Below are 26,138 nucleotides of genomic sequence, written 5' to 3'. Positions count from 1 at the left end.
ATCCTTCAAAAAGAACATATTGAACTACTTCGACAACAAGAGTACAAATGCATCGGCAGAAACATTCAATGTCAAAATAAAGGCTTTCACAAGTCAGTTTAGAGGTGTAGGTAACATCAATTTCTTCCTGTTAAGATTGACCAAATTATTTGTTCAGTCCACAGATTTCGAAACCGATCCGTTCGTTCGGCAACAACGACTTTTACCAGTTTATCATGATTTAATAAACCGTTAAATTACAGACTTAAATACAACCATTCGGTTTCGAAAGAAATTTATTATTTTTTTATGCGCTTTTTGTTTCAAAGTTGAACGGAGTGCTGAAGCAATGGAATGAACGCTTTTGGAAATTCAGCTGCTTAGGTCTTTCTTATGGCTATACCTGATAAAAGAGGGAACTATATACATTCCCTCTTCATTGTTGAAAATAATAAAAATATAGAACAAGCCGTTATTACTACTATCATTGCGTTTCCTCCTGTGGCTTCCGTCAAAAAGCCGAATTAGCCAACGATATTTTTGAAAAGAGTATGCGACAGTTTGCTTTAAACGGCAATGCTCAAATAGTGAAAAAACTGTTGCTGGACAACTACAAGAAATTCGTAAAAAATCCGTTTGACGAAAAGAAACTGATTGCACAGGAAATGGATAAACTAAATGCAAGGTTATCAGTAGCACGCAACAAACTGTTATCTGAAATTATTGATGATGAGGAATACCTCGAAATCAAAAATGAGTGTAAGAAACGAATCGAGAGTTTGGAAGAATAGTTGAGCAAAGACGGTTCTGACACAAATAAAATCAATATAGATAAGTCTCTGGACAGGGCTTTAAAGTATATAGAAAACATTTCCAAAATGTACTGCGAGGGTGAAATCAACACAAGGAGAGGTATAATAGGTTCGATATTCCCTGAAAAATTGGAGTTTGACGGAAAAACGTATCGAACTACCCGAATGAACGCAATCGCAAACTATATCTTTCAGATAATCAAAGGATTACTCCAAAATAAGACCAGGACAAACGAAAATAAATTTCATTTGTCCTGTTTAGTAGCCCGTAGGGGAATAACACCTCTAAGGCAACAGTCTCTTTATCCGCCGCTTACAAACCTTCGCTTTTCCAACTCATCGAATAACTCACTGATTTGATATATTTTTTTGCTGCAATTTGCTATTAAATAAATTTAGTAATTTTTGTTAATATTATTTAATTGTAAAATTTATTTTTTTATTAACTTCAGTGATTCGAATGCTGTCGTTTTGATAAAATCTACTGATAATCAGCTGGTTTTTTTTATTTTTCGGATAGAATCCCTAAAGCTGGAGAAAGTCGGGGCTTGTTACATTATTTTTTATATTTCCCAGTATGACACGGTTTTAACTTCAACCTTAAACTTATCTTTCTCAATGAAGGATTTCTTCCAAGCATGCTTTCCAGAGAATAAAACCTCTATCCGGATCGCTATAATCATGTAAAATACGGTTGAAGTTCGCAGGGAGATTATTTTCCAAGAATCTTTGTCTATCTTTTTCACGAATAATCTGCAGATCTTTATCTATCGTCACAATGGCTTCTTTCAGAGTAGTCCTATCTTTTTCTATGTGCCAGATATATGTTGCCTCCTCGGTATCTAGGGTTTCAAGAATTACGTGGTACTTCTGATCACCCGACAGAAGAAATACAAACGCGAATGGACTGAGAACAAACCTAATCTTCATTATATTACTTTGGTGGTGATCTGCTAAAAATTGAACTTGCCTAGAGTGTTTGTATTTTCGTAGTTTAAGGATTTCAGATAATAATTCCTCTTCGTTTGCATATACAGTCTCACCATCCTGTAACTGGTCCGAAGTCAAAATATTTTGCTTTTGAAAAGGCAGCTTGCTTAATACCCCCTTGTTCAGAAACTGAAATTTTACCCCTTCCACAATTTCTTTATTTATCCGTTCAATATCTTCTGATGTGGCAATCTGTGCAACCAGTTTTCCATACTCAAATTCTGCGTTTAACTGAACTTTGATGTTTTTAGTTTTCATTATCTTGATAAAGTAAGGTTTTAATACCTCAAACTCAGGCCTAATCTCCAAATTTTCGATATGAAATTCTAAAACTGTATGCATCTCTTGAACCTTGTAAGTAAAGGCTACATAGCCATAATGGAACGATAGATCCTCAACGGCTATTTTGGCACTCTTTTCTAAAGTAAATAGGTGACCGGTTTGAGGTTGGAAATCCATTGTAGGTTCGTCGAAAAGCGTTGCCTGTTTGGTTATTTTACGGTAATATATATTTCGTTTGAGAAACATTTTGTCTAGGTAATCGATCTGTACATCCCGATAGTCGTATATCGTTGGATTGATCTCGGATCGCTGCACCCGACCGATGTATTGAATCAATTTACCATGGAAAGCAAAGGGATAGGCCAAAAGAAGTGTGCTGATATGCTGAATATCCGAACCTTCGCCAAAATACTGACCTGTCGTAATAAGTACTTGAAAATTCCCTTCTGACAATGTTTTCCATTTCGCTTTCTTGCTGCTGTCTGAATCATCTCCGCTGAGCGTTATAGTTTCATAATTTGATTTTAGCAATAGATTAAGCGTCTCGATATGTTCTTTTCTTTCGGTAATTATAACCGCCTTTTTCCCTTGATTTAGCTCTGCGGATACATCGTCTACTATTAATCTGTTTCTTGCTGTATCATGAATTAGAATTTGGGAAAGTGTTTCGAAACTGTCGCTTTTAGAATTATAGGGAATATGGAGTTTGGTATTCCGGACGATGATATTTGCCCTTTTGTAATCTTCAATTTCTTCTGGTTGGATTTCCATAATGATATCACCGAGATAAGTAAAGATCAATTTATCATCATTATATTTCCGAAAAGGAGTCGCTGTGAGACTGTAGCAATAGACACTGTTCAGTTTTCCGACGGTAGCACGGTAAGATTCCGCCGGAACATGATGGCATTCGTCGATTAGAATTGTGCCAAATTTGTCCTGAATAATTTCGATATGTTTTGGAAGACTTTGTATCGTTGCAACGGTTATTTTTACCAGTACCCAATTTTACTTTTCCCTGCCCTATAATTCCGATATCTGCTTTTGGTATCCCCAAGAATGATTCTATACGTTCTACCCATTGATCTAACAACTGTTTACGGTGCACGACAATAAGTGCAGGTTGTTGTTTGACTGAAATTATCTTCAAGCCAATAACAGTTTTTCCCGTTCCTGGTGGTGCGACGATTACCCCGAAATCTTTTTTTCGTACTGCGCCTACAGCAGTGGTTTGATGTTTTCGCAACGCGGCATTAAAAGAGAATTGGATTGTCGGGAGTTCACGCCTATTGTCGACAAAGTCATGTGCTAAATGTGCTTCTCTACAGAATCGTAGCAATTTCCCAATAAATCCTCTTGGGATGAGGATTTCATTTTCCGTTTCTTCAATTAATTTAAAAATCTTGGCGTTTCGAAAGTGCTTCTCCCTGACTTTTTCTTGATAATAAAGGCTGAATTGGCAAAATTAAGTTGCTCCTTCAAAAAATTGATGAGTACAAAAGGTATAGCGTGACTATTTAGACGGATCGTATTGCTTAGGGTAATCTTAAGTTTTTCGTCAATAGCTGGGATATAGCTATCTGCACTAGTAGCCCCAGTATCGTTATATAATTCCTCAAGTAAATTTAAACTTACTCTTTTTACTTCTTTTAGATATGCGATTTGATCAGGAAATGGATCCATTGTTTTAGGATCGACAAAGGAACTGTTGCCCTTCTGTACAGCCGGCAAATATAAGGGCAGCGCAATTAGGTTTCCTAAACCTTTCCCTGACAGGCGATCTTGATTTGGAAACAGACGGTCAAAGCTGGAACTCTTATCAAATGGCGAGAATGCACCGCATTGTTCCAAAATATTTATAAATAGCTTACGGCTCTTGCTTGCTGAATAAGGGCTCTCAAAGAAAATCCAGATATGTGCGCCATTGCCGGAACGGGACCGTTCAAGATAAGCGGGAACGTTTTTAGCAGTACACGCTTCTAAAAATTTCAATGCCTGTTCTTTCCAGTCGGATTTATCGAAATCAGCTACTAAAAACCAAGAGGTATTGTCTTGCAATAGCGGATAAATTCCAACCTGTTGAAGGCCTTTAAGATGTTTAGCAACTTCCATTTCTGACAATGGCAGGTAAGTTTTGTGTGCATAGCTTTGAAAAGTACCACCATTAGCTTTATGTAGTCGATAATGGTATGGATCATAGCTATAGGCCGGCATATACCCGCTTATTTCCCTTCTCCCAGCGTAAAGCAAATACGTCTTCGCGACCTTTAAAAAGGTTGAGAAGATAGCTTATGTCGTCGTTAGTGAACTCCACTTGTTTTTATTTTGGTATTAAGATAACGAATTGGAATATACATCTTAAAAATATTAATAAACTGGTACGCTTTAGTTTCTTTCAGAGGTCTGTTGAGATTTGTTATTAAACGTTGCTTTTTGAAGAATTGTTACTTATCTTTACCAATCGTGGAACGATAAGACCCAATTTTTAGGTCTTATCGTTCCACAAAAGGTAATATGGCAGACAGCGTTTATATATCAGAAAACCTCACTAAACCCCAACTCGAGTTCTTGAAGTTGCTGGATGACTATGAAATTCAGCTATTCAAATTTACCGAAATCGAACAGTTATTGGGGCAAAAGTTTGACAACTTAAGTGAAATCCTAGAAAATCTGGTAGACAAGGAACTGCTTGTACGGATTGAGAAGGGCAAATTTTGCAAACAAGGTTTTAGGGATGAATATGTCATAGGGACTTTCATCGCAGACAACAGTGCTGTTGGGTATTGGTCTGCACTCAATTTACATGGGTTGACGGAACAGTTTTCTAATACTGTCTTTATTCAAACTACACATAAAAAATATGACAAATCAATTCTAGGTACTTCTTATAAATTCGTCAAGATTGCGCCCAATAAAAAACTGGGTATCATACACAATGGTTATGGTAATCTTCATTACCCGATCACTGATATAGAAAAAACAATAGTAGATTGCTTTGATTTACCTCAACATTCCGGGGGCTACGCGGAACTGATCAGAGCCGTCGGACAAGCGAAATTGCAATCAAATAAATTAGTCGAATATTGCCAGGCTATTAATAATATAGCGGTTACCAAACGAATTGGCTACTTGGTCGAACTTCTCCAAATCATAGGTATGGAAACTTTTATAGATTTTGCCAAGAAACAGGTAAATAATAGATACAACTTGTTTGATCCCCAGGGATTGGAAGAAGGTGAATTTGTTTCGGAATGGCGATTAAGGTTAAATATCAGCCGGGAAGAATTGTTAGACATATCCAATAAACAATACTAAATGATACTGAAAAAGGAAATAGAAAAAAAAGCGTTGGGAACACGAAGTGTCCAGAAGTACCATTGACAAGGATTGGGTATTAGGTCATTTTGTCGATGCTATATTTTCGATAGATTCCTTTAGAGAAGCGTTAATATTCAAAGGAGGAACATGTTTACGAAAATGTTATATCCCGGATTATCGTTTTTCAGAAGATTTAGATTTCACATCCATCAGTCCTGATTTTCAATTGGATGAAGATTTATTGCGACAAATCATATCAATAGTACAAGAACGTACTGGTATGCAATTACATTTAGAAAAGCTCACCGATCTTCGACATAACGATATGCCAACTGGCTACGCTGCGATTGTAAAGTTTTGGGGAGCCGATCATTCGAAGGACCAAATTCCTCCAGATCCTTCCCGTTGGACGACTTCGATTAAGATTGAAATTATTTTGTACGAGAAGATGCTGTTTGAACCTAGTATGAAAACAGTGTACCATGACTATTCTGATCAGCTGAGTTCTGCAGTCAATGAAATTGTCTGTTACGATATAAGAGAAGTGTTATCTGAAAAGTTAAGAGCTCTGATTCAACGCTCCTATACAGCACCTCGAGACTATTATGATATTTGGTATTTGTCGAAATATGTTGACAATCTGCCTTGGACAGAAATTAAACAGGCTTTTTTAGAGAAAATGGCATTTAAAGGACTCGAGTTTACGGGTGTAGATCAGCTTCTGAATGCTAAAATTGAAAACAAGGTGAAACGAGCATGGAAAAATAGTTTAGGGCATCAGATCGCAAGTAGAAAGCTACCGGCTTTTGATGAAGTTAAAAAGGACTTGGAATTATTGTTTAATGAAATCTTCGAAACGAGATAATGCCATTTAATGAGAACTCACGAGTAAAGATTCCTGCCCTCCTCCACTTAATGAAGCTGGGTTACACCTATATTCCCTTATTCTTTTGAAATATAATTTTCTAAATGCGAGTAGGTTGTTTTATAACCCTTTAAGGTATTTTCCCGAAACCCATTACCCAGCAAGGAATCCATTTTATGGTTATGATCTTTTAAAACCGTCAATAATCTCTTTTGGTTTTCTACCTTCCCTGTAATTTTAGCCTTTAACAGTTCAATTGTTGGGGTTTCTCCCATTTTCAGGATTTCAAGGTGGATAGCTGCAACTTTCAGATTCAAGGTTTCCAAATAGCTGTTTAAAGTTTTTACCTCCTCGGTATTTCCTTTTGATCGATTTGCTTTAGAATTCCATCGATTGGGGTCACAATTCTTTCCTGTAGAGATTTCACAGACTGATCCATTGATCGTAATTCTCATGTAAATGGGCTTAGCTCCACTGACATAATTCTTTGGTTTCTTCAAATAGAAGAGCAAGGAATAATTTGCACTCATAATTTAACATTTAAAAGTGTAACAAAATTAGCCTTGCAGCAAAATCGTATCAAGATGTTCAATTATAGAACATGTTGTAAGCCAGTGATTTGAATATGTTTCAGTGAGTACTTCAATCGAATTTAATGACTCACTAAAAGTTTGCGAATTTCTGAACATTTTGACCGGCCATAAAAACAAAAAAGCCTGCAAACGTTCAATTTGCAAGCTTTTGTATGTTTTGATCTTAGATCTGGTAGCCCGTAGGGGAATCGAACCCCTGTTTCAAGAATGAAAATCTTGCGTCCTAACCCCTAGACGAACGGGCCATTTTGCTTTGGTGATGCAAATATAGAAGCTTTATCTATTCTTCCAAAATATTTTCACCTGCAAAAATATAACTCCTTGGCTCTGAAATCAATATTTTTATATTAAATCAAATCCAATGTCTGTTCTGAAGTACTTTCCTTCGAAAAATATGCGTCCAGCGTCAGCGGTTGCCTGTTGCAAAGCTGAAAACAAATCCTCTTCAAGAGCGGTAACGGCCAATACCCTGCCGCCTGCAGTCACTACATTGGCGCCTTCTTGTTTTGTGCCCGCATGGAAGACAATAGACTCTTTCACGTTCTCCATGTTCGAGATAACCTTTCCTGTTTCATATTTTCCTGGATAGCCACCAGAAACAATAACCACAGTAGCTGCAGTCTTATCGGTAACGGTATAAGAACGGCTGGCAAGATCTTCCTTAGCAACACCTTCCAATAGATCCACTAAATCAGACTCAATACGTACAAGAACAGATTCTGTCTCTGGGTCACCCATACGTACATTATATTCGATAACATAAGGCTCTCCATCCACATTCATCAGACCTATAAAGATAAATCCTTTATAAGGAATACCATCTTTCTTCAAGCCATCAACGGTAGGTTTTATAATTCGTGATTCCACTTTGTCCAAAAACGCTTGATCAGCAAATGGAACTGGAGAAACAGAACCCATACCACCGGTGTTCAATCCTGTATCACCTTCACCTATCCTTTTATAATCCTTTGCTGAAGGCAATACTTTATAGTCATGTCCGTCTGTAAGAACAAATACGGATAGTTCAATCCCTTTCAAGAACTCCTCTACCACGACTACATCAGATGCAGCTCCAAATTTGGACTCGTTGATCATTTCTTTCAATTCAGCTTTAGCCTCTTCGTAAGAATCTAAGATCAAAACACCCTTTCCTTGTGCCAGTCCATCGGCTTTCAATACGATCGGTAATTTTTGAGTGTCCAAATATGCCAATCCTTCATCAAGGTTTGTTTTATCGAATGACTTGAACGCTGCAGTCGGGATATTATGGCGAATCATGAATTCCTTGGAGAAATCCTTTGATCCTTCCAGCTGTGCTCCTTCTTGTTGAGGACCTACGATAGCGATATTTTTGAGGTCTTCTCTCGAAAGGAAGAAATCATGAATACCTTTTACCAATGGCTCTTCAGGACCTACAACAATCATTTCCACATTATTCTTTAAAGCAAAATCGGCGATTCCTTCAAAGTCAGTAACTTTCAACGGAACATTTTCGCCGTATTGTTCAGTTCCAGCATTCCCTGGAGCGATATATAATTTGCTTAGTTTTGGGCTTTGTGAGATTTTATAGGCAAAGGCAGACTCTCTACCTCCAGAGCCGATGATCAGAATATTCATACCGCAAAGATATTGAAGCAGATGAGAAATCCGATTTCAAAAAAATATTTTATAGAGAATAAGCCTAAATTTTCGTATAATTATAAAGAATTAGCCAGCTTAATTATGAAGAAACTCTTAGCCTTAATAGGCGTACTGGGTTTAGCCAGTTTTCTATTCCAAGCCTCTGCACAGTCTACCGATGCATTTCAAACCAAAATGACGCAGATTGCCGATAAATTCCCACAAGAAAAATTACATATACAGACAGACCGCAACAACTATGGTGCAGGCGAAACCATTTGGTACAAGATGTATTCGACGATCGACATCGCAAACAAAATATCTGTGCTGTCCAACGTAGCCTATGTTGAACTGATCAGCCCATCTGGCGAGGTCACATCCCAAAAAATAAACTCATTGTTCAGTGGTGTTGCTGTCGGAGATATAACTCTTTCCGACACCTTGGTGGAGGGCTCTTATCGAATGCGGGCATATACCAATTGGATGCGCAACAGCAGCAGCGATTATTATTTCGAGAAAGTCCTGAATATTGGTAACCTCAGGGCAGATAACATCATCAGCAGTACGCAATTGATATCAGAGGGTGAGAATGAATACTATCTTCTACAATTCAAGAATCCAAATAATGCTGAATGGAAGAAGTCTTCCGTATCATATGCTGTATTAAATGGTGAAGAGGTGATAGATCGTGGGCGAGAAACCATGCAGCCTGATGGTACCATAAAAATAAAAGTAACCGATAAAAACCGTGGAAAACCGATTTCCCTACGCTTCAAAAATGTGGATGAATCCACGGTAAAAAAGTTGATCAACACCAATATCTTCAACAAAGAAAACAGTGTGCAGTATTTTCCTGAAGGAGGTCAGATCGTCGGCAATGAGGTGAACAGGATTGCTTTCAAAACATTGAACCCTAAAGGACTTGGGATTAAAGCCCAAATAACTATAGTAACCCCTAATGGAGAGACTGCAGCAACACTTGAAACCAATGAACTGGGTATGGGATCTGTATCTAGCTATTTCGCAACGGGGGAAAAGTTCAAGATTGTAACAAAGTTTGAAGACGGAACCGAGCAAACAATGGATATGAGTGATATACCTACGAGCAGTATCTCCATTGCATTGAACAACACTAATCCAGACAAATTTTTTGTTCAAGCCAATATATCAGAGGACAGAATAAATAGTGAAGAAATCTATTTGGCAGTTCAACATTTGGGAACCATTTTTTACATGTCTAAAAACAAGGCAAATAAAACCAATGTATTGTTCACGGTGCCTAAAGAAAATCTTCCAACAGGGGTATTGACAGTCAGTTTGCTGAACAAAGATTTCTTGCCGATTTCTGAAAGACCGATGTTTAATTATTCCGCATCCAGCTTGATGCAAAATGAGATTAAATTGGATAAACAGAGCTACGGTCTAAGAGAAAAAGTAAATACTGAAATAGAGGTAGGAAATCCGGGAGACAGCTTAAGGTATGCTGCAATGTCAGCTTCGGTGGTCAACATGAAGAACTACAAGGATGATGTTCCAAATTCGGTGAGTATCTTGAGCTCGCTATATCTCAATGCGGATATTAAGGGATTTATTGAAAAGCCTAGCTTTTATTTCAATGAAGACGGAACAATTAAAGCCACTGATTTAGATAATTTGCTCTTGACTCAAGGGTGGAGAAAAATTAATCTCAACAAACTTGATTCAATAGATGCTTCTACGCCTAAATATCCAGCTGAAAAAGGACTTACCATCAGTGGAAATATCAATAAGGTCGGTAGAAAGACAGGGATTCCCAACTCCAAGGTCCAACTGATCTCCACGAACAATTTCATGGATTTTATCGATACGGTTACGAACTCGGAAGGGCACTTCTCCTTCGACAACCTCTTGTTTCCAGACAGTGTCAAATTCTTGATCTCTGCAAGGAATCAAAAAGGAAAGAACTTTGTCGATATTATCGAAGACAAACCTGTAAGACCAGAAATCAATTTCGACAAAAGTGCTCCTTTAATTTTGAATGATATCAATAAACTGAATGAAGATCAGCTATTAGCTAATAAGAAGTTCTACGATCAATTGGAAAGAAAAGGGATTATGGACAAGGTTTTTCAAATCGAGGAAGTAACCGTTCGTGCACAGCGACCAAAAGCCTCCGAAAGATCTTCCAACCTAAACGGTCCGGGTAATGCAGACCAAATCATCACAGCAGAAGAACTCAGCACTTGCGCAACATTGGAGATGTGTCTGAACGGAAGACTTATGGGCGTATTTTTCCAAAATGGTGTGCCGATGAATACGAGAGGAAATGTTCCGATGCAAGTGGTTATAGATGGTATGTACGTGGAATCCGATATGTTATCGATGATTAATCCACAAGACGTTCAAAGTGTGGAGGTCTTGAGAAATACAAACTATACAGCTATCTACGGCTCATTTGGTGGCGGTGGAGTCATTATTATCACTTCAAAAACCGGAAGAGATGCGCAGCGATCTTCATTCCAACCTACGGGAATATTATCAATCACTCCGAAAGGAATATCCATATCCAAGGAATTCTATAAACCAGTATACGATGTAAGCTCAGACAAACAATTCCAAAATGACCTGAGAACTACCATTCACTGGGAAGCTGGAATTGTGGCAGATAAGGATGGTAAGGCAAAATTTGACTTCTTCACGTCCGATGAGGCCGGAACTTACAGAATGATTATTGAAGGAATTGATTTTCAAGGCAAAATCCTCCGAAAGATCATCAACTTCGACGTAAAATAAGAAAGGGGCTGTCTAAAAAGGTCTCTTAAAAAAATAACCCCGTCATTAAAAAATGGCGGGGTTTTTCTGTTTTTTGTCCTCAAGATTTTGTATCTTAAGGTGCACCCAAAAAACAATATGGCAAACATACAATTCAAAGCGCTTCCATCCAATAGTCCGAGTCTTTTTCCTGAGAATATTTTAGACCGTATCCCCTTGAACCATCCGGTTCGTTTGGTGAGTCAGGTTGTTGACCAGTTGGATCTGGAACATATCATCCGTCAGTATAAAGGCGGAGGCACGACCAGTTTCCATCCCAGGATGCTCATCAAGGTACTGTTCTACGCGTATCTGAGCAATATCTATTCTTGCCGCAAGATCGAGCGCGCCCTGCACGAGAACATCCATTTCATGTGGCTTTCGGGCAACAGTACGCCGGATTACCGTACGATCAATTATTTCAGGGGAAAGCGTCTTAAGGGACAGATACAGGAGCTGTTTGCCAGTATCGTTCGGATGCTGCATGACATGGAGTATGTCAGCCTGAAAGTCCAGTATGTAGATGGTACCAAGATCGAATCGGCCGCCGGTCGCTATACCTTCGTTTGGAAGAGATCGATCGAGAAGAACAAGGTAAAGCTGGAGGCGAACATCGCTTCGGTCCTTTCGGATATCGATGCACAGATCAGCCAGGACCAATCTTCATTAGGGGATCAGCAAGTCAGCAAGGCCATCGATAGTGCCCAGCTGAAGGAAAAGATCAGAGCGATCAATGCCAAGCTCAAAGGAGTGGATAGATCCACCGATAGGCAGCTGAGGAAGCTTGAAGACGACTATCTGCCCCGATTGCAGAAATATGAGGAGCAACTGGAAGTACTGGGAGATCGCAACAGTTATAGCAAGACCGATACCGATGCCGTGTTTATGCGGATGAAAGAGGACCACATGAAAAATGGCCAGCTTAAACCGGCCTACAATACCCAGATCAGCACCGAAGACCAGTTCATCACCCATTATAGCATCCATCAAACGGCCGCAGATACCACAACCCTGCCCGAACACCTGGAAGGCTTTGAGTCCCATTACGGAAAACAGAGTGAATCCATCGTCGCAGATGCCGGATATGGTAGCGAGCAGAACTACGAGCTGATGGAAGGACAGGGTATAACCGCTTTTGTGAAGTACAATTACTTCCATATGGAACAGAAACGCAAGCATAAACAGGATCCTTTCTCGGTACAGAACCTATATTACAACCAGCAGGATGACTATTATGTATGTCCGGCCGGACAGAAGCTCAGCTTTATCGGTCATGCAACCAGAGTCAGTGCCAACGGATACACTGCCCGGGTCAGCTGTTACCAGGCTCGGCGATGCGAAGGCTGCCCGATGCGGAGTGGGTGCCATAAAGCTACAGGCGATCGGCTCATTGAAGTGAACCACAGGCTCAATAAGCTCAAGGCTAAAGCCCGGGAAAGACTGCTGTCGGAAGAGGGAATGTACCATCGGAGCAAGCGACCCATAGAAGTGGAAGCCGTTTTCGGTCAGATGAAAAGCAACAACAGGTTTACCCGGTTCACAATGAAAGGTCTGGAGAAGGTCGCTGTGGAATTCGGTTTGATGGCCATTGCCCATAACCTCAGAAAATGGGCAAAAAAGTGGAAAGACAAAGCTTTTATCGGTAAACCAGGTGGCAAAAACTCCCTGTTTGCGATAAATCAAGCCATCAACATGCTGAAAAGTACAAAACATCGACTTGCAGCCTAATATTGCTCATGAAATTATAATGGAGCTCCAGAAAGCTATAAAACAGAAGAAGGTGCCTTTTTAGACACCTTCTTATCTTTAATTGCTTTATACCTTCAAATATTATCCACAAAGCTGTTTATAAACGGTAAATTGTTGCTATAAACTTTATTTTTTCCGTAAATTTCCATACTTAACAAAGTAAAACCATATGGGTGCATTCTTAAATACTCAAATCTCAGATCACATCTGTTATATCCAATTAGATCGTGGAAAATCAAATGCTATGCATTTGGAGATGATTGAAGAAATCTCGAACACTTTTCAGACCTTAAAGGACGATCCTACCATATTTGCAGTAGTCTTACAGGGTAAGGAGGGTTTTTTCACTTCTGGTCTTGACCTAATTACGCTTTATCAATATGACGAAGTTCAGATGAGGGCTTTTTGGGACAAATTCATCAACCTGATCGAACAACTCGTATCCTTTCCAAAACCTTTTGTTACGGCAGTTACAGGCATAGTCCTGCTGGGGGATGTGTTTTAGCAGTATGTTCCGATTACCGTGTTATGGCAGCAGGTGAATATATCATAGGGTTGAACGAAGTACCTGTAGGCATCATAGTACCTAGCAGTATTTTCGAACTATACAGCTTCTGGATTGGCTCTGGCAATGCAAGCCGCTTCCTTTTGGAGGGAAAGTTACTGAACCCTCAAGAGGCTTTAAGTGCTGGATTAATTGATGAAGTCGTAAATTTTGACCGAATCCAAGGAACCGCAACACGCAAAGTCAAACAATACTTACAGTTTGAGCCAAATGCGTGGCAGGCTTCAAAATTAAATATCCGCAAACATCTAATCCAACAAGTTCAAGAAACAAAAGGTGCAGCAATCGACCAAGTATTGGAACGTTGGTGGGCACCTTCCACAAGGTCTATTTTGAAGACCATAATTGATAACCTTACTAAAAAATCTTAATTATATGAGCGTACAAGGAGCTTTACAGAAAGATGCATTAAAAGGCAAAACAGTAGTCGTAACAGGTGGTGGAACTGGCTTGGGTAAGGCGATGTCGACTTATTTTTCCGAGTTGGGAGCCAATGTGGTTATTACCAGTAGAAAACTCGAAGTCCTTGAAGAAACCGCAAAAGAGATACAAAATAAAACAGGATATCCTGTTTTACCAGTTGCATGTGACATCCGCAATACGGAAGAAATTAAGCTGGTCCGAGAAAAAGCAATCCAACTCTTTGGAAGGGTAGATGTATTGGTAAACAATGCTGCTGGGAATTTTATATCACCAACTGAAAGACTGTCAGCAAACGCTTTTTCAACGATTATTGACATTGTCCTGAAGGGTACAGTTAACTGTACTTTGGAATTTGGAAAACATTGGATTGAAAACAAACAAGCAGCAAATGTTTTGAACATAGTCACGACCTATGCCTTTACGGGCTCAGGTTATGTCGTTCCTTCGGCTGTGGCAAAAGGAGGGGTAGTGACACTTACGAAATCATTGGCCGTAGAATGGGGTAAATATGGCATCCGTCATAATGCAATTGCACCAGGACCTTTCCCTACCAAAGGTGCTTGGGACAGGCTCCTTCCTGGAGAATTGGCGCAGAAATTCGACTTTAAAAATAGAGTCCCTTTGAAACGCGTGGGTGAACACCAAGAATTGGAAAACTTGGCAGCTTTCTTGATATCTGATTTTGCTGGCTATATTAATGGCGAGATAATCAGCATTGATGGTGGAGAATGGTTGCAAGGAGCAGGTCAAATGAATGGAATGGAAGCAATCCCAGCAGAAATGTGGGACACTATAGAACAAACTATCCGGAAAAACAACAAATAATCATGATCAAAAATTACGGTCTGGCTTTAATAGCATTCATCGTGCTATTGGGCTCTTGTAATAATTCTCAAAAAAGTGCCTCGGCACAACAGGATACAGTGAAACGAGCAACCCTTAACAAACCCGAAGAGATCCAGCAAATCTCAGAGGTCATTACTCGTTTTGTGCGCGCTTATCTGAGCCAAGACAATGAAAAAATCAATGCCCTAATTCATCCTGAACACGGAATGGCGATTATCTATCGACCAGGCGTCATGGATGATTTTAAATTAGTGGATACTTTTGACTTTAAATCTCCTGTACCTGAGTCTTATCCATATTCCACATTTCAGAATGATAAAATGTTAACATTTGAATCACTTCCTGAATTTAAATGTGAAACAGATAAATGGACAAAATATGGCTTCTCTAGTGATACAACCGCTAAAAGCGTAACCCATTTACTAGACACCATCATGAAATATCAAGGTGAATTCAATGAAGTAAAATACGATGATAAAACACTTTCTCGAGTTTCTGCTCTTGAAGACGGTAGTTATCGAGTGATTTTAAACCCTACAGACGAACACTTTTTAATATTTCATGTTAAACAATTTGAGGGTTCTTGGTATGTAACGCTATTGGACCGTTCTTATGGTAATTGCGATGCCTAATTATTAATTGAAATATAAAATCACGACAAAAAATCCAAGACATGGATAATTTAGATAAAGACACACAAGCAAGAATTGACCAGTGGCTGACTTCAGAATATGATAAAGACACGGTCGCTAAAGTCCAAGAGTTAGTGGACAATAACCAAGAGACAGAACTCTTAGATTCTTTCTACAAAGAATTAGAGTTCGGAACAGGAGGACTTAGAGGCATTATGGGTGTTGGTTCAAATAGAATGAACAAATATACCATTGGCAAGGCAACACAAGGATTAGCGAATTATTTGAAAAAACAATTCCCTGACCAAGAAATCAAAGTGGCAGTATCCTATGATAGCAGGAACAATTCCCAAGAATTTGGTCATTTGGTTGCCGATGTTTTCTCCGCAAATGAGTTTCAGGTCTATTTATTTAAAGAATTAAGACCTACCCCAATATTATCTTTTGCGGTGCGCCATTTCAAATGTCAGGGAGGAGTGATGCTAACAGCTTCACACAACCCAAAAGAATACAATGGCTATAAAGCATATTGGAATGACGGTGGCCAGCTGGTAGCACCTCATGACGAAGAGGTTATTACTGAAGTCAATAAAATCAAATCTGTTAAGGACATTAAATTTGACAGAAACGAAAAGAATATCCATTTGGTGGATGAGGACTTTGATCAAATCTACATTGATGCAAACCTGAAACTAAGCATTCATCCGGAGGCTGTAAAATCACAGAAAGACCTTAAAATTGTCTATTCTCCAATTCACGGAACTGGTATAACCATTGTCCCTAAAATGCTTGAGGCTTGGGGTTTTACGAACATTACGGTTGTTGATGAGCAGGCTAAACCGGACGGGAATTTTCCAACGGTGGTTTATCCAAATCCAGAGGAAGAAGATGCGATGTCAATGGCCATGAGAAAAGGCGAAGAAATCGATGCGGATGTTGTCATGGCAACAGACCCTGACGCTGACCGCGTAGGGGTAGCTGTAAAATTGCCTTCGGGAGAATTCCAACTCATCAATGGTAATCAAATCGGAAGTTTATTGACCTATTATGTACTTTCAAGCAAAAAAGACCTCGGTCAATTAAAGGATAACCAATACATCGTTAAAACCATTGTAACGTCTAACCTATTCTCAGATATTGCCAAATCTTTTGATGTTAAAACTTATGAAACATTAACGGGCTTTAAGTTCATCGGAGAGGTGATGACCAAGTTGGAAGGCAAGGAGACTTATTTGGTTGGTGGAGAAGAAAGTTATGGATTCCTGGTAGGTGATTTGGTCAGAGATAAAGATGCGGTAAATTCATGTGCATTTATTGCTGAAATGACAGCATATTTCAAAAGCCAAGGAAAATCTCTTTATGATGTTTTGATTAAGCTATACCTAGATTACGGTTATTACAAAGAAAAGCTGATATCATTAACGAAAAAAGGAAAAGCTGGTGCGGATGAAATCAAACAGATGATGGCAGACCTTCGAGCAAATCTTCCTAAGACTTTGGGATCAATTGAAGTAACCGAAGTTAGAGATTATGAAAGCAGCGAAGCTACAGACATGGCCACTGGTAAAAAATCTAAAATTGACTTACCGAAGTCTGATGTGTTACAATTTATCACAAAAGATGGTGACGTAATTTCCGCAAGACCTTCAGGTACGGAGCCGAAAATAAAATTCTATTGTTCAGTAAGGGAAAATCTTGAATTTACCACTGAATTAGGACAGATTTCTAACCGCCTAGATGACAAGGTCAGAGAGATGATGGCAGATATTGTGAAGGATTAATGGAAAAATGGAAAACAATAGACTCTAAATATATTATTCAACGTCCTTGGGCAACTCTTCGCGTCGACAAGCTGGAGATGCCCAATGGCAATATAAAAGATGAATATTATGTTCTGGAGTATCCCACCTGGGTCAATATGGTTGCCATTACAGAAGACAACCAAGTAATTTTCGTGAAGCAGTATCGTCATGGTGCTAGCCAGATTATGGTTGAGCTTCCAGCTGGAGTCGTAGAAGAAAACGAAGACCCCGAAATTGCAGCACGCAGAGAACTTTTGGAAGAAACAGGCTATGCATTCGATGATATTTCATACGTCTGCGAGCTGTACGCAAATCCCGCAACCTCAGGAAATCTAACTTATACCTACCTTCTGACTGGAGGAAGGAAGGTGCAGGAACAAGAACTTGATCCTTCTGAAGACATTGATGTGGTATTGATGGATCTTGAAGATGCCAAACTGTTTCTATTTGACAATAAGATCGGGCAGGCATTACATACCTCTGCTCTATTCTATACATTAAAAAAGTTAGGCAAGCTATAACCTTGCCTAACTTTATTCTTTATACTTCCCTCTTTACACAATAATTGACGCTGTTTTCGTATCTTTGCCGCATGGCAAGAGAAATTTACGAAACCAAGCGAAAAGCGTTAAAAATTAACCTTAATCCTGATATTTACGGGACTTTTGCAGAAATCGGAGCAGGACAGGAAGTCGCCCGCAATTTCTTCGAAGCAGGTGCCGCATCCGGAACCATTGCGAAGACAATGTCAGCTTATGACATGGCCTTCAGTGACGCAATCTATGGAGTAGAAGATTCAGGAAGATATGTGAGCAGAACAAGGCTCACAAAAATGCTTGACCATGAATACAACCTGCTAACAGAACGCCTTCATGGTGAAAAATACTGCAGTAAAACATTCTTCGCTTTTGCCGATACCGTAACAACCCTTAACTTCACTAAAACTAACGAACCTCATGGATGGATAGGAATCAGATTCCAACATGAAGTCGGCGGCCCTACAAACGATATCATTATCCACGTAAGGCTATTGGACAGTGACAATAGATTGCAGACCAAAGTATTGGGGATATTAGGGGTAAATCTAGTTTTTGCAGCATATTACTACTCAGAGAACCCACAGACAATGATCGAATCTCTTGTCGACAACCTATCAGTAGGTTCTGTGGAAATCGACCTGGTGAAAGTTTCAGGCCCATTGTTTGAAAAGGCAAATGAACGCCTGTTGAACCTGTATTTAATCGCAAAAGGATTCTCCAAAGCTGCCATCTTCAAACCTGATGGAAAAGCAGCACAGATAAAAGACTATCTATACAAAAAGAACATCATCATCCTGCGCACCAAATACCGCCAGAAATCAAATCCTAACTTTGATCTCTTTAACCTCGCTGTCGAGGAGTTCTTAAAAAATACAAAGGCAGTTCCAGAAAACACGGTTGTGCTGATTGAGGTACTGATGGGGAATGTTCTGGATGAAAACACCAATATATCCAATGAAGATTTGATCTATTTCGCCGAACGTGCAGAATACCTATGTTCCACAGGAAACAATATCTTGGTTTCAAACTTCAGAAGGAACAACCACTTGGCAGAGTTCGTTCAGACTTTCAAACCAAAGCATGTCGGCATCGCAACAAATACGGCCAATTTGAAGAATATCTTCAACACCGATAATTACAACAAAGAAAACTACACAAACGAACTCCTAAGCTATATCTCAGGGATGTTCAGTAAAAACGTGAAGCTATATGCATACCCTTATCTGGACAAAAAATCAGATAAAATTATAACCACCAAAAATCTCCCTGTAGCCGAAGAAGCTAAACCTTTGTTTGACTTCCTAATCAACAATAGATATATCGTGGATATCGAAAACTATGACGAGAAATTCGTAAAAACAGTATAAGAATATATCAAATAGAAAGGGGCAAAATTTTATTTGCCCCTTTCTATTATAAATACTTTTTAAGGACTGAATACAGAATCTTCAGATCATGCTCAGTTAAGGTCGCACTGCTCACATCCATCTGAGTATAGTGATGCTTAAACCCTTTAATCGCAGCATCTAAATTCTTTACGTCATAGCCTATAACTCTTAATGCAATCTTCGGATCAAATCCAATAGGCGGATTCTCCAAAACATCATCATACCAATATCCAAAACCCTTTTCAGCTAAAATCTTCCACGGGAATCGTGAAGGATCATTCTTCCGCGTTGGAGCATAGTCCATATGGCCGATAAAGTTTGCCTGAGGGATTTTATAAGTTTCTTTCAAATAAGCCAACAATTGAACCAAGGCATTGATCTGAACCTCTGGCCATGGATCACTGATTCCATTATTGTCCAGTTCTATCCCAATAGATGATGAGTTCATGTCGGTATCATTGCCCCAACGGCCTAAACCAGCATGATGAGCACGGTATAGATCATTCACCATTTGGACCACTTTCCCATCTCGACCAATCACATAATGTGAGCTAACACCAACCTTTTCATTATGAAAGGTTCTCACCGTTTGATCCAAATCTTTCTGTGCAGTATGATGGATCATAACATAATTTGGCTTTCTAACACCAAAATTTGTCGAAGCAATCCATTCCTTATTATTGGTATTAACTCTTTCCAACTGCCCTTTTACAGGCGCTTCCTTATAAACTTCAGAAAAGTCTTTCGCTTTCTTCTTATAAATTTTCTCTGTGCTAGCATACTTTCCACCCCCACAAGAGCTAAGTGCTAAGGCAACAGTAAAATAAACTAAGTATCTTTTTATCATCATTAAAAATTAATTAATTTCTGCTATAAGGCATCTACAACAAATTCTGGTCGATCCATTCCCGGTTCCAGTTCAATGATCTGTAAGTTTCTAAACTCCATTTTTGCACCTTCCGCCTCTAAACAAAGATAGCCTTTACGCTTAGATGCAAGGCGGATGCTGTTTACAAATTTTCCATTTACAGCGAGTTTCACAGTTCCATCAACGCATACAACCGTATACTTGTTCCATTCTCCAACACCAAGACATCTGTTCTCCAGCGATTTGCTGCGCACTCCCCTTGGATTATCTGGCGATGCGGTCATTCCTCCAGCACCAAACAACTCCCCATGGACATAAGCAATGGGCTGTTGTTGTCCATTAACAGCATGCTGGTTCACCCAATCCAACTCCAACATCTGCACTTCCATTCCCATTGGCAGCCTGGAATTAGGGTCAGCTTTAGCATCACACCACACAAAAATCCCCGAATTACCCCCCTTCTCCAAATGACGCCACTCAACGTGCATAATAAAATTCTCATACATCTTCTCCGACCTTACAACACCAATCGGATTACCACTGTTCTGCAGCAATTTGCCCTTCGCCTTCCAAGTCGTATCAGAAGTGTTAACATCAAACCATTGAATAGGCTTGCCCTTTCCTTTGCCATTCAAAATGGATTCATCAAAACTCTTTTCAACACCAAATTGAAAAAGTTTCTGCTGAGCTACCGCAAATTGGATACCTAAAAAAAGAAAACTAAAGATAATGAGGATAGAAATATAGGTTTTCATGTTCTAATGTTGTTGTTTGAAAACCTAAAATAAGAAAAACTTATAGGACTCTTTCCACATCCCTAAAATGAAAAAAGCCTTTGCTCAAAAATAGAGCAAAGGCTTTATGAATATGTATGCAGAAATCTATTAAATCTCTGCGTATGCTTCCATTGGAGGACATGAACAGATCAATGTTCTGTCACCTTGAGAATCATTAACACGACCTACTGAAGGCCAGAATTTGTTGACTCTTAAGTACTCAATAGGATAAGCAGCAGTTTGACGTGAATATGGTCTGTCCCATTCGTCTGCAGTTACTACTCTTGCAGTGTGTGGAGCATTTTTCAAGACATTGTCTTTTTGATCAGCATCACCACTTTCAACCGCAGCAATTTCAGAACGGATAGCGATCAATGCATCACAGAACCTGTCTAACTCTGCTTTAGACTCAGACTCCGTTGGCTCAACCATTAAGGTACCAGCAACAGGGAATGAAACAGTTGGAGCATGGAAACCATAGTCCATTAAACGCTTAGCGATATCGGCAACTTCGATTCCGGCATTTTTGAAGGCACGACAATCCAAAATCATCTCGTGTGCACAACGACCATTCGCACCAGCATATAATACTGGGTAGTGTTGCTCTAAACGAGCTTTAATATAATTTGCGTTCAAGATTGCTGTTTTGGTTGCATTGGTTAATCCTTCAGCACCCATCATAGCGATATATGCATGAGAAATAACTAAAATTGAAGCAGAACCAAATGGAGCAGCAGAAACTGCAGAGATACCTTCTTCTCCTGAAATCTCTATAATCTCATGGTTAGGCAAGAAAGGAACCAAGTGTTCCGCTACACCGATAGGACCCATACCTGGACCACCACCACCATGTGGAATACAGAATGTCTTGTGCAAGTTTAAGTGACAAACGTCAGCTCCGATAAATCCAGGACTTGTCAAGCCTACCTGAGCATTCATATTTGCACCGTCCATATATACCTGACCACCATTTTCATGTATGATATTACAGATCTCAATAATAGGCTCCTCAAATACACCGTGAGTAGATGGATAAGTAACCATTAATGAATTTAAGTGAGCAGCATGCTCAGTTGCTTTCGCTCTTAAATCCTCAACATCAATATTTCCTCGTTCGTCACATTTAACAACCACAACTTTTAATCCTGCCATCGATGCAGAAGCTGGGTTTGTACCATGCGCAGAAGCAGGAATCAAACAGATGTTTCTCTCAAAGTCACCACGGCTATGGTGATAAGCACGGATTACCATTAATCCAGCATATTCACCTTGAGCACCTGAGTTTGGTTGGAATGACATCTTAGCAAAACCAGTAATCTCACACAACCAATCGTTTAATTCATTGATCAATTGCATATATCCTCCTGTTTGGTCAGCTGGCGCAAATGGATGCAAGCCTCCAAAACGTGCCCAAGTCACAGGAACCATCTCTGTTGTTGCATTCAATTTCATTGTACATGATCCCAAAGGAATCATAGAATGACACAAAGAAAGATCTTTTGCCTCAAGAGACTTGATATAACGTAGCATCTCACTTTCTGAGTGGTAGCTGTTAAATACAGGGTGGGTTAAGTATTCTGAAGATCTTTCCAATTCCTCAGGAATAGAAGTACCGATCTCCTTAACCAATGATTCCAAATCTACATCATTAGCAGATTTTCCTTTGATTTTAGCAAATACCTTAACAATAGTCTGGATATCTTCAAAAGTTGTTGTTTCATCGATTGAAATTCCTACAGTACCATCTTGGTAGAAGAAATTTACTTCATTGTTCAAAGCTTCACTTTTCAATCCACCAACTTCTTCACCTAATTCAAAACGAAGAGTATCAAAGTAAGATTTATTTACTTGTTTGTATCCTAATGCTTGAATAGCTTTATCAGTCAGTTTGGTCAGATCGTTGATGCGCTGAGCAATATTTTTGATGCCTTGAGGACCATGATATACAGCGTAGAATGATGCCATAATAGCCAATAGAGCTTGAGCAGTACAGATGTTGGAAGAAGCTTTATCTCTACGAATATGTTGTTCACGTGTCTGTAAGGCCATACGCAATGCATATTCACCGTTCGAATCAGAAGTTACGCCAATGATTCTTCCTGGAATATTACGTTTGTAGCTATCTTTAGTAGCGAAAAATGCTGCGTGAGGTCCACCAAATCCCATTGGTACACCAAAGCGTTGTGAGTTACCTACCACAACATCAGCACCCCATTCTCCTGGAGGCGTCAATAATGCCAAAGACATTAAATCTGTAGCCACACAAACCGTGATATCTTTATCATGAGCATATGCAGCAAATTCTTTATAGTCATTTACAGTACCGTCGGCAGCTGGATATTGTACAAATGTTGCAAACACATCGTCAGTCAGATTTTCGACTGTTAGGTCAGCAACACGGATCTCAACACCAAATGGAACAGCTCTAGTTTGTAAAACGTCTAAAGTTTGAGGGTAAACATTTGGAGTAACCAAGAAGACATTAGCATCTTTATTCTTACGAGTGCTGTACAGCATAAACATACCTTCTGCTGCTGCAGTAGCCTCATCCAATAAGGATGCATTCGCGATTTCCAAACCTGTTAAGTCCGAAACCATTGTTTGGAAGTTTAATAATGCTTGAAGACGTCCTTGAGCGATTTCAGCTTGGTATGGTGTATATTGTGTATACCATCCTGGATTCTCGAAAACATTACGTTGAATAACTCCTGGAAGGATTACATCATTATATCCTTGACCGATATACGACTTGAAAACCTTGTTTTTTTCTGCTATTTGAGCGATTTTTTCCAAATAAGCAACTTCGCTAAGCGCTGGAGGAAGATTTAAAGCTTGTTTCTTGCGGATTTGTGCAGGAACGGTCTGCTCGATCAGTTCATCTACTGACCCAACACCAAGCACGTTTAACATTTCCTCTACTTGGGCAGAGCTAGGACCATTATGACGATCCTCAAATTTTTCTTGGTAAAATACGTTACTCATTTTCGTATTGATTGTAACTTTTGAGACTGATTAACTATCTGTTATCCATAATATTTAAATAGAATTCCTATTCAAAAATTTAGATGTGCAAAGATACGGTTTTTAAAGGTAATTTTAATGGACACCATCAGTTGAAAAACTTTTATTAACACATCAATCGATTGCATACTTTTTTGAATTACAAACAATAATTCCCTCAATAATTTAGCATTGTAGTAGCGAATCCTTTCATTTATTTTAAATGAACAAAATTATACAACATCAGAACACATAGATACGACTCAACAATTTGACCTAGGTATTAAAAAAACGGCAATAAATCCCCCAAAACATTTAATTTTCTGCATTAAACTACCAATCTTTGATACCTTTATTTTAGCATTAAAGGACTTAATATTAAATATTTACAATAATTTTTATCATTATATTTAAAATAGGAATCTTTGCTAATTTAGGCCTGAATCAATTTATAAATGTATGCTTAAATTAAACGTTAGGAATGAAACCAACCGCCTGTCTGCCGTCATATTAGGAATAGCAAATAGCAATGGCCCCACTCCTACTGCCGAAGAAGCCTATGACCCAAAATCATTAGAACACATCCTTGCAGGAACATATCCCAGTGAATCAGATATGGTATTCGAACTAACAGCGTTCAAAGATGTGTTAAACAGATATGGTGTGGAAGTTTACCGCCCTGAAACCATAGAAAACCTGAACCAGATATTTACCAGAGATATAGGATTCGTAATCGACGACTATTTCATCAAATCCAATATCCTCCCCGATAGAGCAAAAGAATGGGAAGCAATTCTTTACATCATTGATCAAATCGACCCCCAAAAAGTAATTACAGCTCCTGAACATATACATATGGAAGGTGGAGATGTAATCCTATGGAAAGAATATATTTTTATTGGAACTTATTCCGGAGAAGACTATTCTCAAATAAATACCGCAAGGACCAATAAAGCCGGTGTAGAATTTATTAAAGAAAAGTTCCCGAATAAAATTGTCAAAGATTTTGATCTAATCAAGTCTATGACAAACCCAAGAGCAAATGCCTTGCACCTGGACTGTTGTTTTCAACCTGTTGGCGAAGAAAAAGCGATCATATTTCCAGGAGGATTCAGAAAAAAAGAAGACGTTGATTTTCTAAAAGACCTTTTTGGTGAAAACAACTTATTTCAAATCTCAGCGGATGAGATGTATGAAATGTTCTCCAATGTTTTCTCCATATCCCCAAATGTAGTAGTTAGTGAAAAGAACTTTACTCGGCTGAACAATTGGCTGCGAGAGCAAAATATAATTGTTGAGAAAATCCCTTACCATGAAATCGGAAAACAAGAAGGCTTACTTCGTTGTTCTACTTTACCCCTAATAAGAAAATAATGCAAACGACCAATACAGTCCTCATGGTGAGACCCTTCTATTTTAGAAGGAATGAAGAAACTGCTGTGAACAATTTTTTTCAAGCAGAAAACGAAAGAACCGATAGATTGGCAGATCTCGCGGTAACTGAATTCGACAACTTTGTGAATATCCTAAAAGCCGCAGGGATAAAGGTCGTTGTTGTCCAAGATCCAGGAAGATTAGATACCCCAGATAGTATTTTCCCTAACAATGTAATATCATTCCATCATAATAAGGCGATCATTTATCCCATGTTTGCCGAAAACAGAAGAAATGAACGTTTACTCAATTATTTGGGCAAATTGGACATGAACGGGATCCATTTTGAAAAAACACAAGATTATACCGCTTGGGAAGAAAACAATAAATTCTTAGAGGGAACTGGTTCAATGATCTTGGATCGGGTAAATAAAATTGCTTATTGCTCTTTGTCAGATAGAGCAAATGAGGAGTTGTTTCATATCTTCTGCGAAGACCAAGGCTATGAACCGGTAGTGTTTCATGCAACACAAACATTAGGAGACCTTTTCTACCCCATCTACCATACCAACGTCATGATGTCGATAGGAACGAACTTCAGCTTGATCTGTTTGGAGGTTATAAGAACTGAAGAAGAAAGAGAACTTGTAAAGTCAAAATTATTGGCTACCGGAAAAGATATCATTGTCATTACGGAAGATCAGATGAATCATTTTGCAGGAAATATTCTCGAGGTCAAGAATATTGAGGGCGATCCCATTATCTGCATGAGCTCTCAAGCATTTGAGGCTTTAGAAGATGAACAAAAAGAGCAATTAGAGCAACATGGCAAAATAATCCATGCGCCATTATTCAGTATTGAGAAATACGGTGGTGGCAGCGCAAGATGTATGATGGCTGAGGTTTTCAATTAAGAAAACCTCCGCT

At 39.0% G+C, this 26,138-nt stretch carries 19 protein-coding genes, 1 tRNA gene and 4 pseudogenes; 14 read left to right on the top strand and 10 right to left on the bottom strand.

Translation table 11 applies throughout. The features are described 5' to 3' along the window. Positions 1 to 19 precede the first annotated feature (19 nt). Both FGL31_RS24060 and FGL31_RS00310 read left to right on the top strand, forming a co-directional pair. Positions 20 to 235, top strand: a complete 216-nt coding sequence (locus tag FGL31_RS24060; RefSeq protein ID WP_232046122.1) for a transposase — start codon at positions 20 to 22, stop codon at positions 233 to 235. A gap of 295 nt (positions 236 to 530) precedes the next feature. Next, positions 531 to 770 carry a hypothetical protein gene (locus FGL31_RS00310; RefSeq protein ID WP_099369295.1) on the top strand — a complete coding sequence of 80 codons (240 nt, stop codon included), beginning with the start codon at positions 531 to 533 and terminating at the stop codon, positions 768 to 770. 636 nt (positions 771 to 1,406) lie between these two features. On the opposite strand, the gene FGL31_RS22890 is transcribed toward FGL31_RS00310, so the two are convergent. From FGL31_RS22890 to FGL31_RS22880, 4 genes and pseudogenes are all read right to left on the bottom strand, one after another. Then, positions 1,407 to 2,864, bottom strand: coding sequence for a DEAD/DEAH box helicase (locus tag FGL31_RS22890; protein ID WP_232047113.1), 1,458 nt, complete (start codon positions 2,862 to 2,864; stop codon positions 1,407 to 1,409). Between the two features lie 78 nt (positions 2,865 to 2,942). Beyond that, a pseudogene (locus tag FGL31_RS29510) lies at positions 2,943 to 3,008 on the bottom strand (hypothetical protein); the annotation flags it as partial. Positions 3,009 to 3,129: 121 nt separating this feature from the next. Then, positions 3,130 to 3,309 (bottom strand): annotated as a pseudogene (locus FGL31_RS29505) (DEAD/DEAH box helicase family protein); the annotation flags it as partial. Between the two features lie 143 nt (positions 3,310 to 3,452). Continuing rightward, the gene (locus tag FGL31_RS22880) at positions 3,453 to 4,313 is read right to left on the bottom strand and encodes a TOTE conflict system archaeo-eukaryotic primase domain-containing protein (protein ID WP_394366109.1); all 861 of its coding nucleotides are present in this window, start codon (positions 4,311 to 4,313) and stop codon (positions 3,453 to 3,455) included. 264 nt (positions 4,314 to 4,577) lie between these two features. On the opposite strand from FGL31_RS22880, the gene FGL31_RS00300 reads away from it, so the two are divergent. Continuing rightward, a complete protein-coding gene (locus FGL31_RS00300; protein WP_138089366.1) occupies positions 4,578 to 5,378 on the top strand; it encodes a type IV toxin-antitoxin system AbiEi family antitoxin domain-containing protein in 801 nt (266 codons plus the stop codon). Positions 5,379 to 5,424: 46 nt separating this feature from the next. Further along, complete coding sequence (locus tag FGL31_RS00295) at positions 5,425 to 6,246, top strand: nucleotidyl transferase AbiEii/AbiGii toxin family protein (protein WP_197734033.1); 822 nt, start codon at positions 5,425 to 5,427, stop codon at positions 6,244 to 6,246. Positions 6,247 to 6,323: 77 nt separating this feature from the next. Here FGL31_RS00295 and FGL31_RS00290 read toward each other — a convergent pair whose 3' ends face one another. From FGL31_RS00290 to purD, 3 genes are all read right to left on the bottom strand, one after another. Beyond that, positions 6,324 to 6,776 (bottom strand): Arm DNA-binding domain-containing protein, encoded by a 453-nt coding sequence (locus FGL31_RS00290; RefSeq protein ID WP_138089365.1) that lies wholly within the window; start codon positions 6,774 to 6,776, stop codon positions 6,324 to 6,326. Positions 6,777 to 7,009: 233 nt separating this feature from the next. Further along, positions 7,010 to 7,084, bottom strand: a tRNA-Glu gene (locus tag FGL31_RS00285). Between the two features lie 97 nt (positions 7,085 to 7,181). Continuing rightward, positions 7,182 to 8,456 carry a phosphoribosylamine--glycine ligase gene (gene purD, locus FGL31_RS00280; RefSeq protein ID WP_099369289.1) on the bottom strand — a complete coding sequence of 425 codons (1,275 nt, stop codon included), beginning with the start codon at positions 8,454 to 8,456 and terminating at the stop codon, positions 7,182 to 7,184. A gap of 105 nt (positions 8,457 to 8,561) precedes the next feature. On the opposite strand from purD, the gene FGL31_RS00275 reads away from it, so the two are divergent. The 8 genes and pseudogenes from FGL31_RS00275 (at position 8,562) to FGL31_RS00240 (ending at position 19,172) form a co-directional block, all read left to right on the top strand. Next, on the top strand, positions 8,562 to 11,231 hold the full coding sequence (locus FGL31_RS00275; RefSeq protein WP_171017490.1) for a TonB-dependent receptor plug domain-containing protein: 2,670 nt from the start codon (positions 8,562 to 8,564) through the stop codon (positions 11,229 to 11,231). Positions 11,232 to 11,348: 117 nt separating this feature from the next. After that, positions 11,349 to 12,869: pseudogene (locus tag FGL31_RS00270) on the top strand (IS1182 family transposase); the annotation flags it as partial. Between the two features lie 298 nt (positions 12,870 to 13,167). Next, a pseudogene (locus FGL31_RS29500) lies at positions 13,168 to 13,934 on the top strand (enoyl-CoA hydratase/isomerase family protein). Between the two features lie 4 nt (positions 13,935 to 13,938). After that, on the top strand, positions 13,939 to 14,811 hold the full coding sequence (locus FGL31_RS00260) for an SDR family oxidoreductase (RefSeq protein WP_138089363.1): 873 nt from the start codon (positions 13,939 to 13,941) through the stop codon (positions 14,809 to 14,811). Between the two features lie 2 nt (positions 14,812 to 14,813). Beyond that, positions 14,814 to 15,464, top strand: a complete 651-nt coding sequence (locus FGL31_RS00255; RefSeq protein WP_138089362.1) for a hypothetical protein — start codon at positions 14,814 to 14,816, stop codon at positions 15,462 to 15,464. Positions 15,465 to 15,505: 41 nt separating this feature from the next. Continuing rightward, positions 15,506 to 17,245 carry a phospho-sugar mutase gene (locus tag FGL31_RS00250; RefSeq protein ID WP_138089361.1) on the top strand — a complete coding sequence of 580 codons (1,740 nt, stop codon included), beginning with the start codon at positions 15,506 to 15,508 and terminating at the stop codon, positions 17,243 to 17,245. Next, complete coding sequence (locus FGL31_RS00245) at positions 17,245 to 17,787, top strand: NUDIX hydrolase (RefSeq protein WP_099369283.1); 543 nt, start codon at positions 17,245 to 17,247, stop codon at positions 17,785 to 17,787. Before FGL31_RS00250 ends, FGL31_RS00245 begins: the two co-directional genes overlap by 1 nt. Before the next feature lie 71 nt (positions 17,788 to 17,858). Next, entirely contained in the window at positions 17,859 to 19,172 is a 1,314-nt protein-coding gene (locus tag FGL31_RS00240) for a nicotinamide mononucleotide adenylyltransferase (RefSeq protein ID WP_099369282.1), read from the top strand. A gap of 46 nt (positions 19,173 to 19,218) precedes the next feature. On the opposite strand, the gene FGL31_RS00235 is transcribed toward FGL31_RS00240, so the two are convergent. From FGL31_RS00235 to gcvP, 3 genes are all read right to left on the bottom strand, one after another. After that, positions 19,219 to 20,043, bottom strand: a complete 825-nt coding sequence (locus FGL31_RS00235; protein WP_232046120.1) for an N-acetylmuramoyl-L-alanine amidase — start codon at positions 20,041 to 20,043, stop codon at positions 19,219 to 19,221. 20 nt (positions 20,044 to 20,063) lie between these two features. Next, positions 20,064 to 20,816 (bottom strand): 3-keto-disaccharide hydrolase, encoded by a 753-nt coding sequence (locus FGL31_RS00230; RefSeq protein ID WP_138089360.1) that lies wholly within the window; start codon positions 20,814 to 20,816, stop codon positions 20,064 to 20,066. Between the two features lie 129 nt (positions 20,817 to 20,945). Then, positions 20,946 to 23,819: an aminomethyl-transferring glycine dehydrogenase gene (gcvP, locus tag FGL31_RS00225; RefSeq protein WP_138089359.1), complete on the bottom strand. Its 2,874-nt coding sequence runs from the start codon at positions 23,817 to 23,819 to the stop codon at positions 20,946 to 20,948. 477 nt (positions 23,820 to 24,296) lie between these two features. Between gcvP and FGL31_RS00220 the strand changes: the two genes are divergently transcribed. After that, a complete protein-coding gene (locus FGL31_RS00220; protein WP_138089358.1) occupies positions 24,297 to 25,211 on the top strand; it encodes a dimethylarginine dimethylaminohydrolase family protein in 915 nt (304 codons plus the stop codon). Next, entirely contained in the window at positions 25,211 to 26,125 is a 915-nt protein-coding gene (ctlX, locus tag FGL31_RS00215) for a citrulline utilization hydrolase CtlX (RefSeq protein WP_099369277.1), read from the top strand. Before FGL31_RS00220 ends, ctlX begins: the two co-directional genes overlap by 1 nt. The last annotated feature ends 13 nt before the right edge of the window (positions 26,126 to 26,138 follow it).

Origin of the sequence: Sphingobacterium daejeonense (assembly GCF_901472535.1) — a bacterium.
GTDB classification, from domain to species: Bacteria; Bacteroidota; Bacteroidia; order Sphingobacteriales; family Sphingobacteriaceae; genus Sphingobacterium; species Sphingobacterium daejeonense.
The sequence above is the reverse complement of the archived record's forward strand: the minus strand, read 5'-3'. Positions and strand labels throughout refer to the sequence as shown.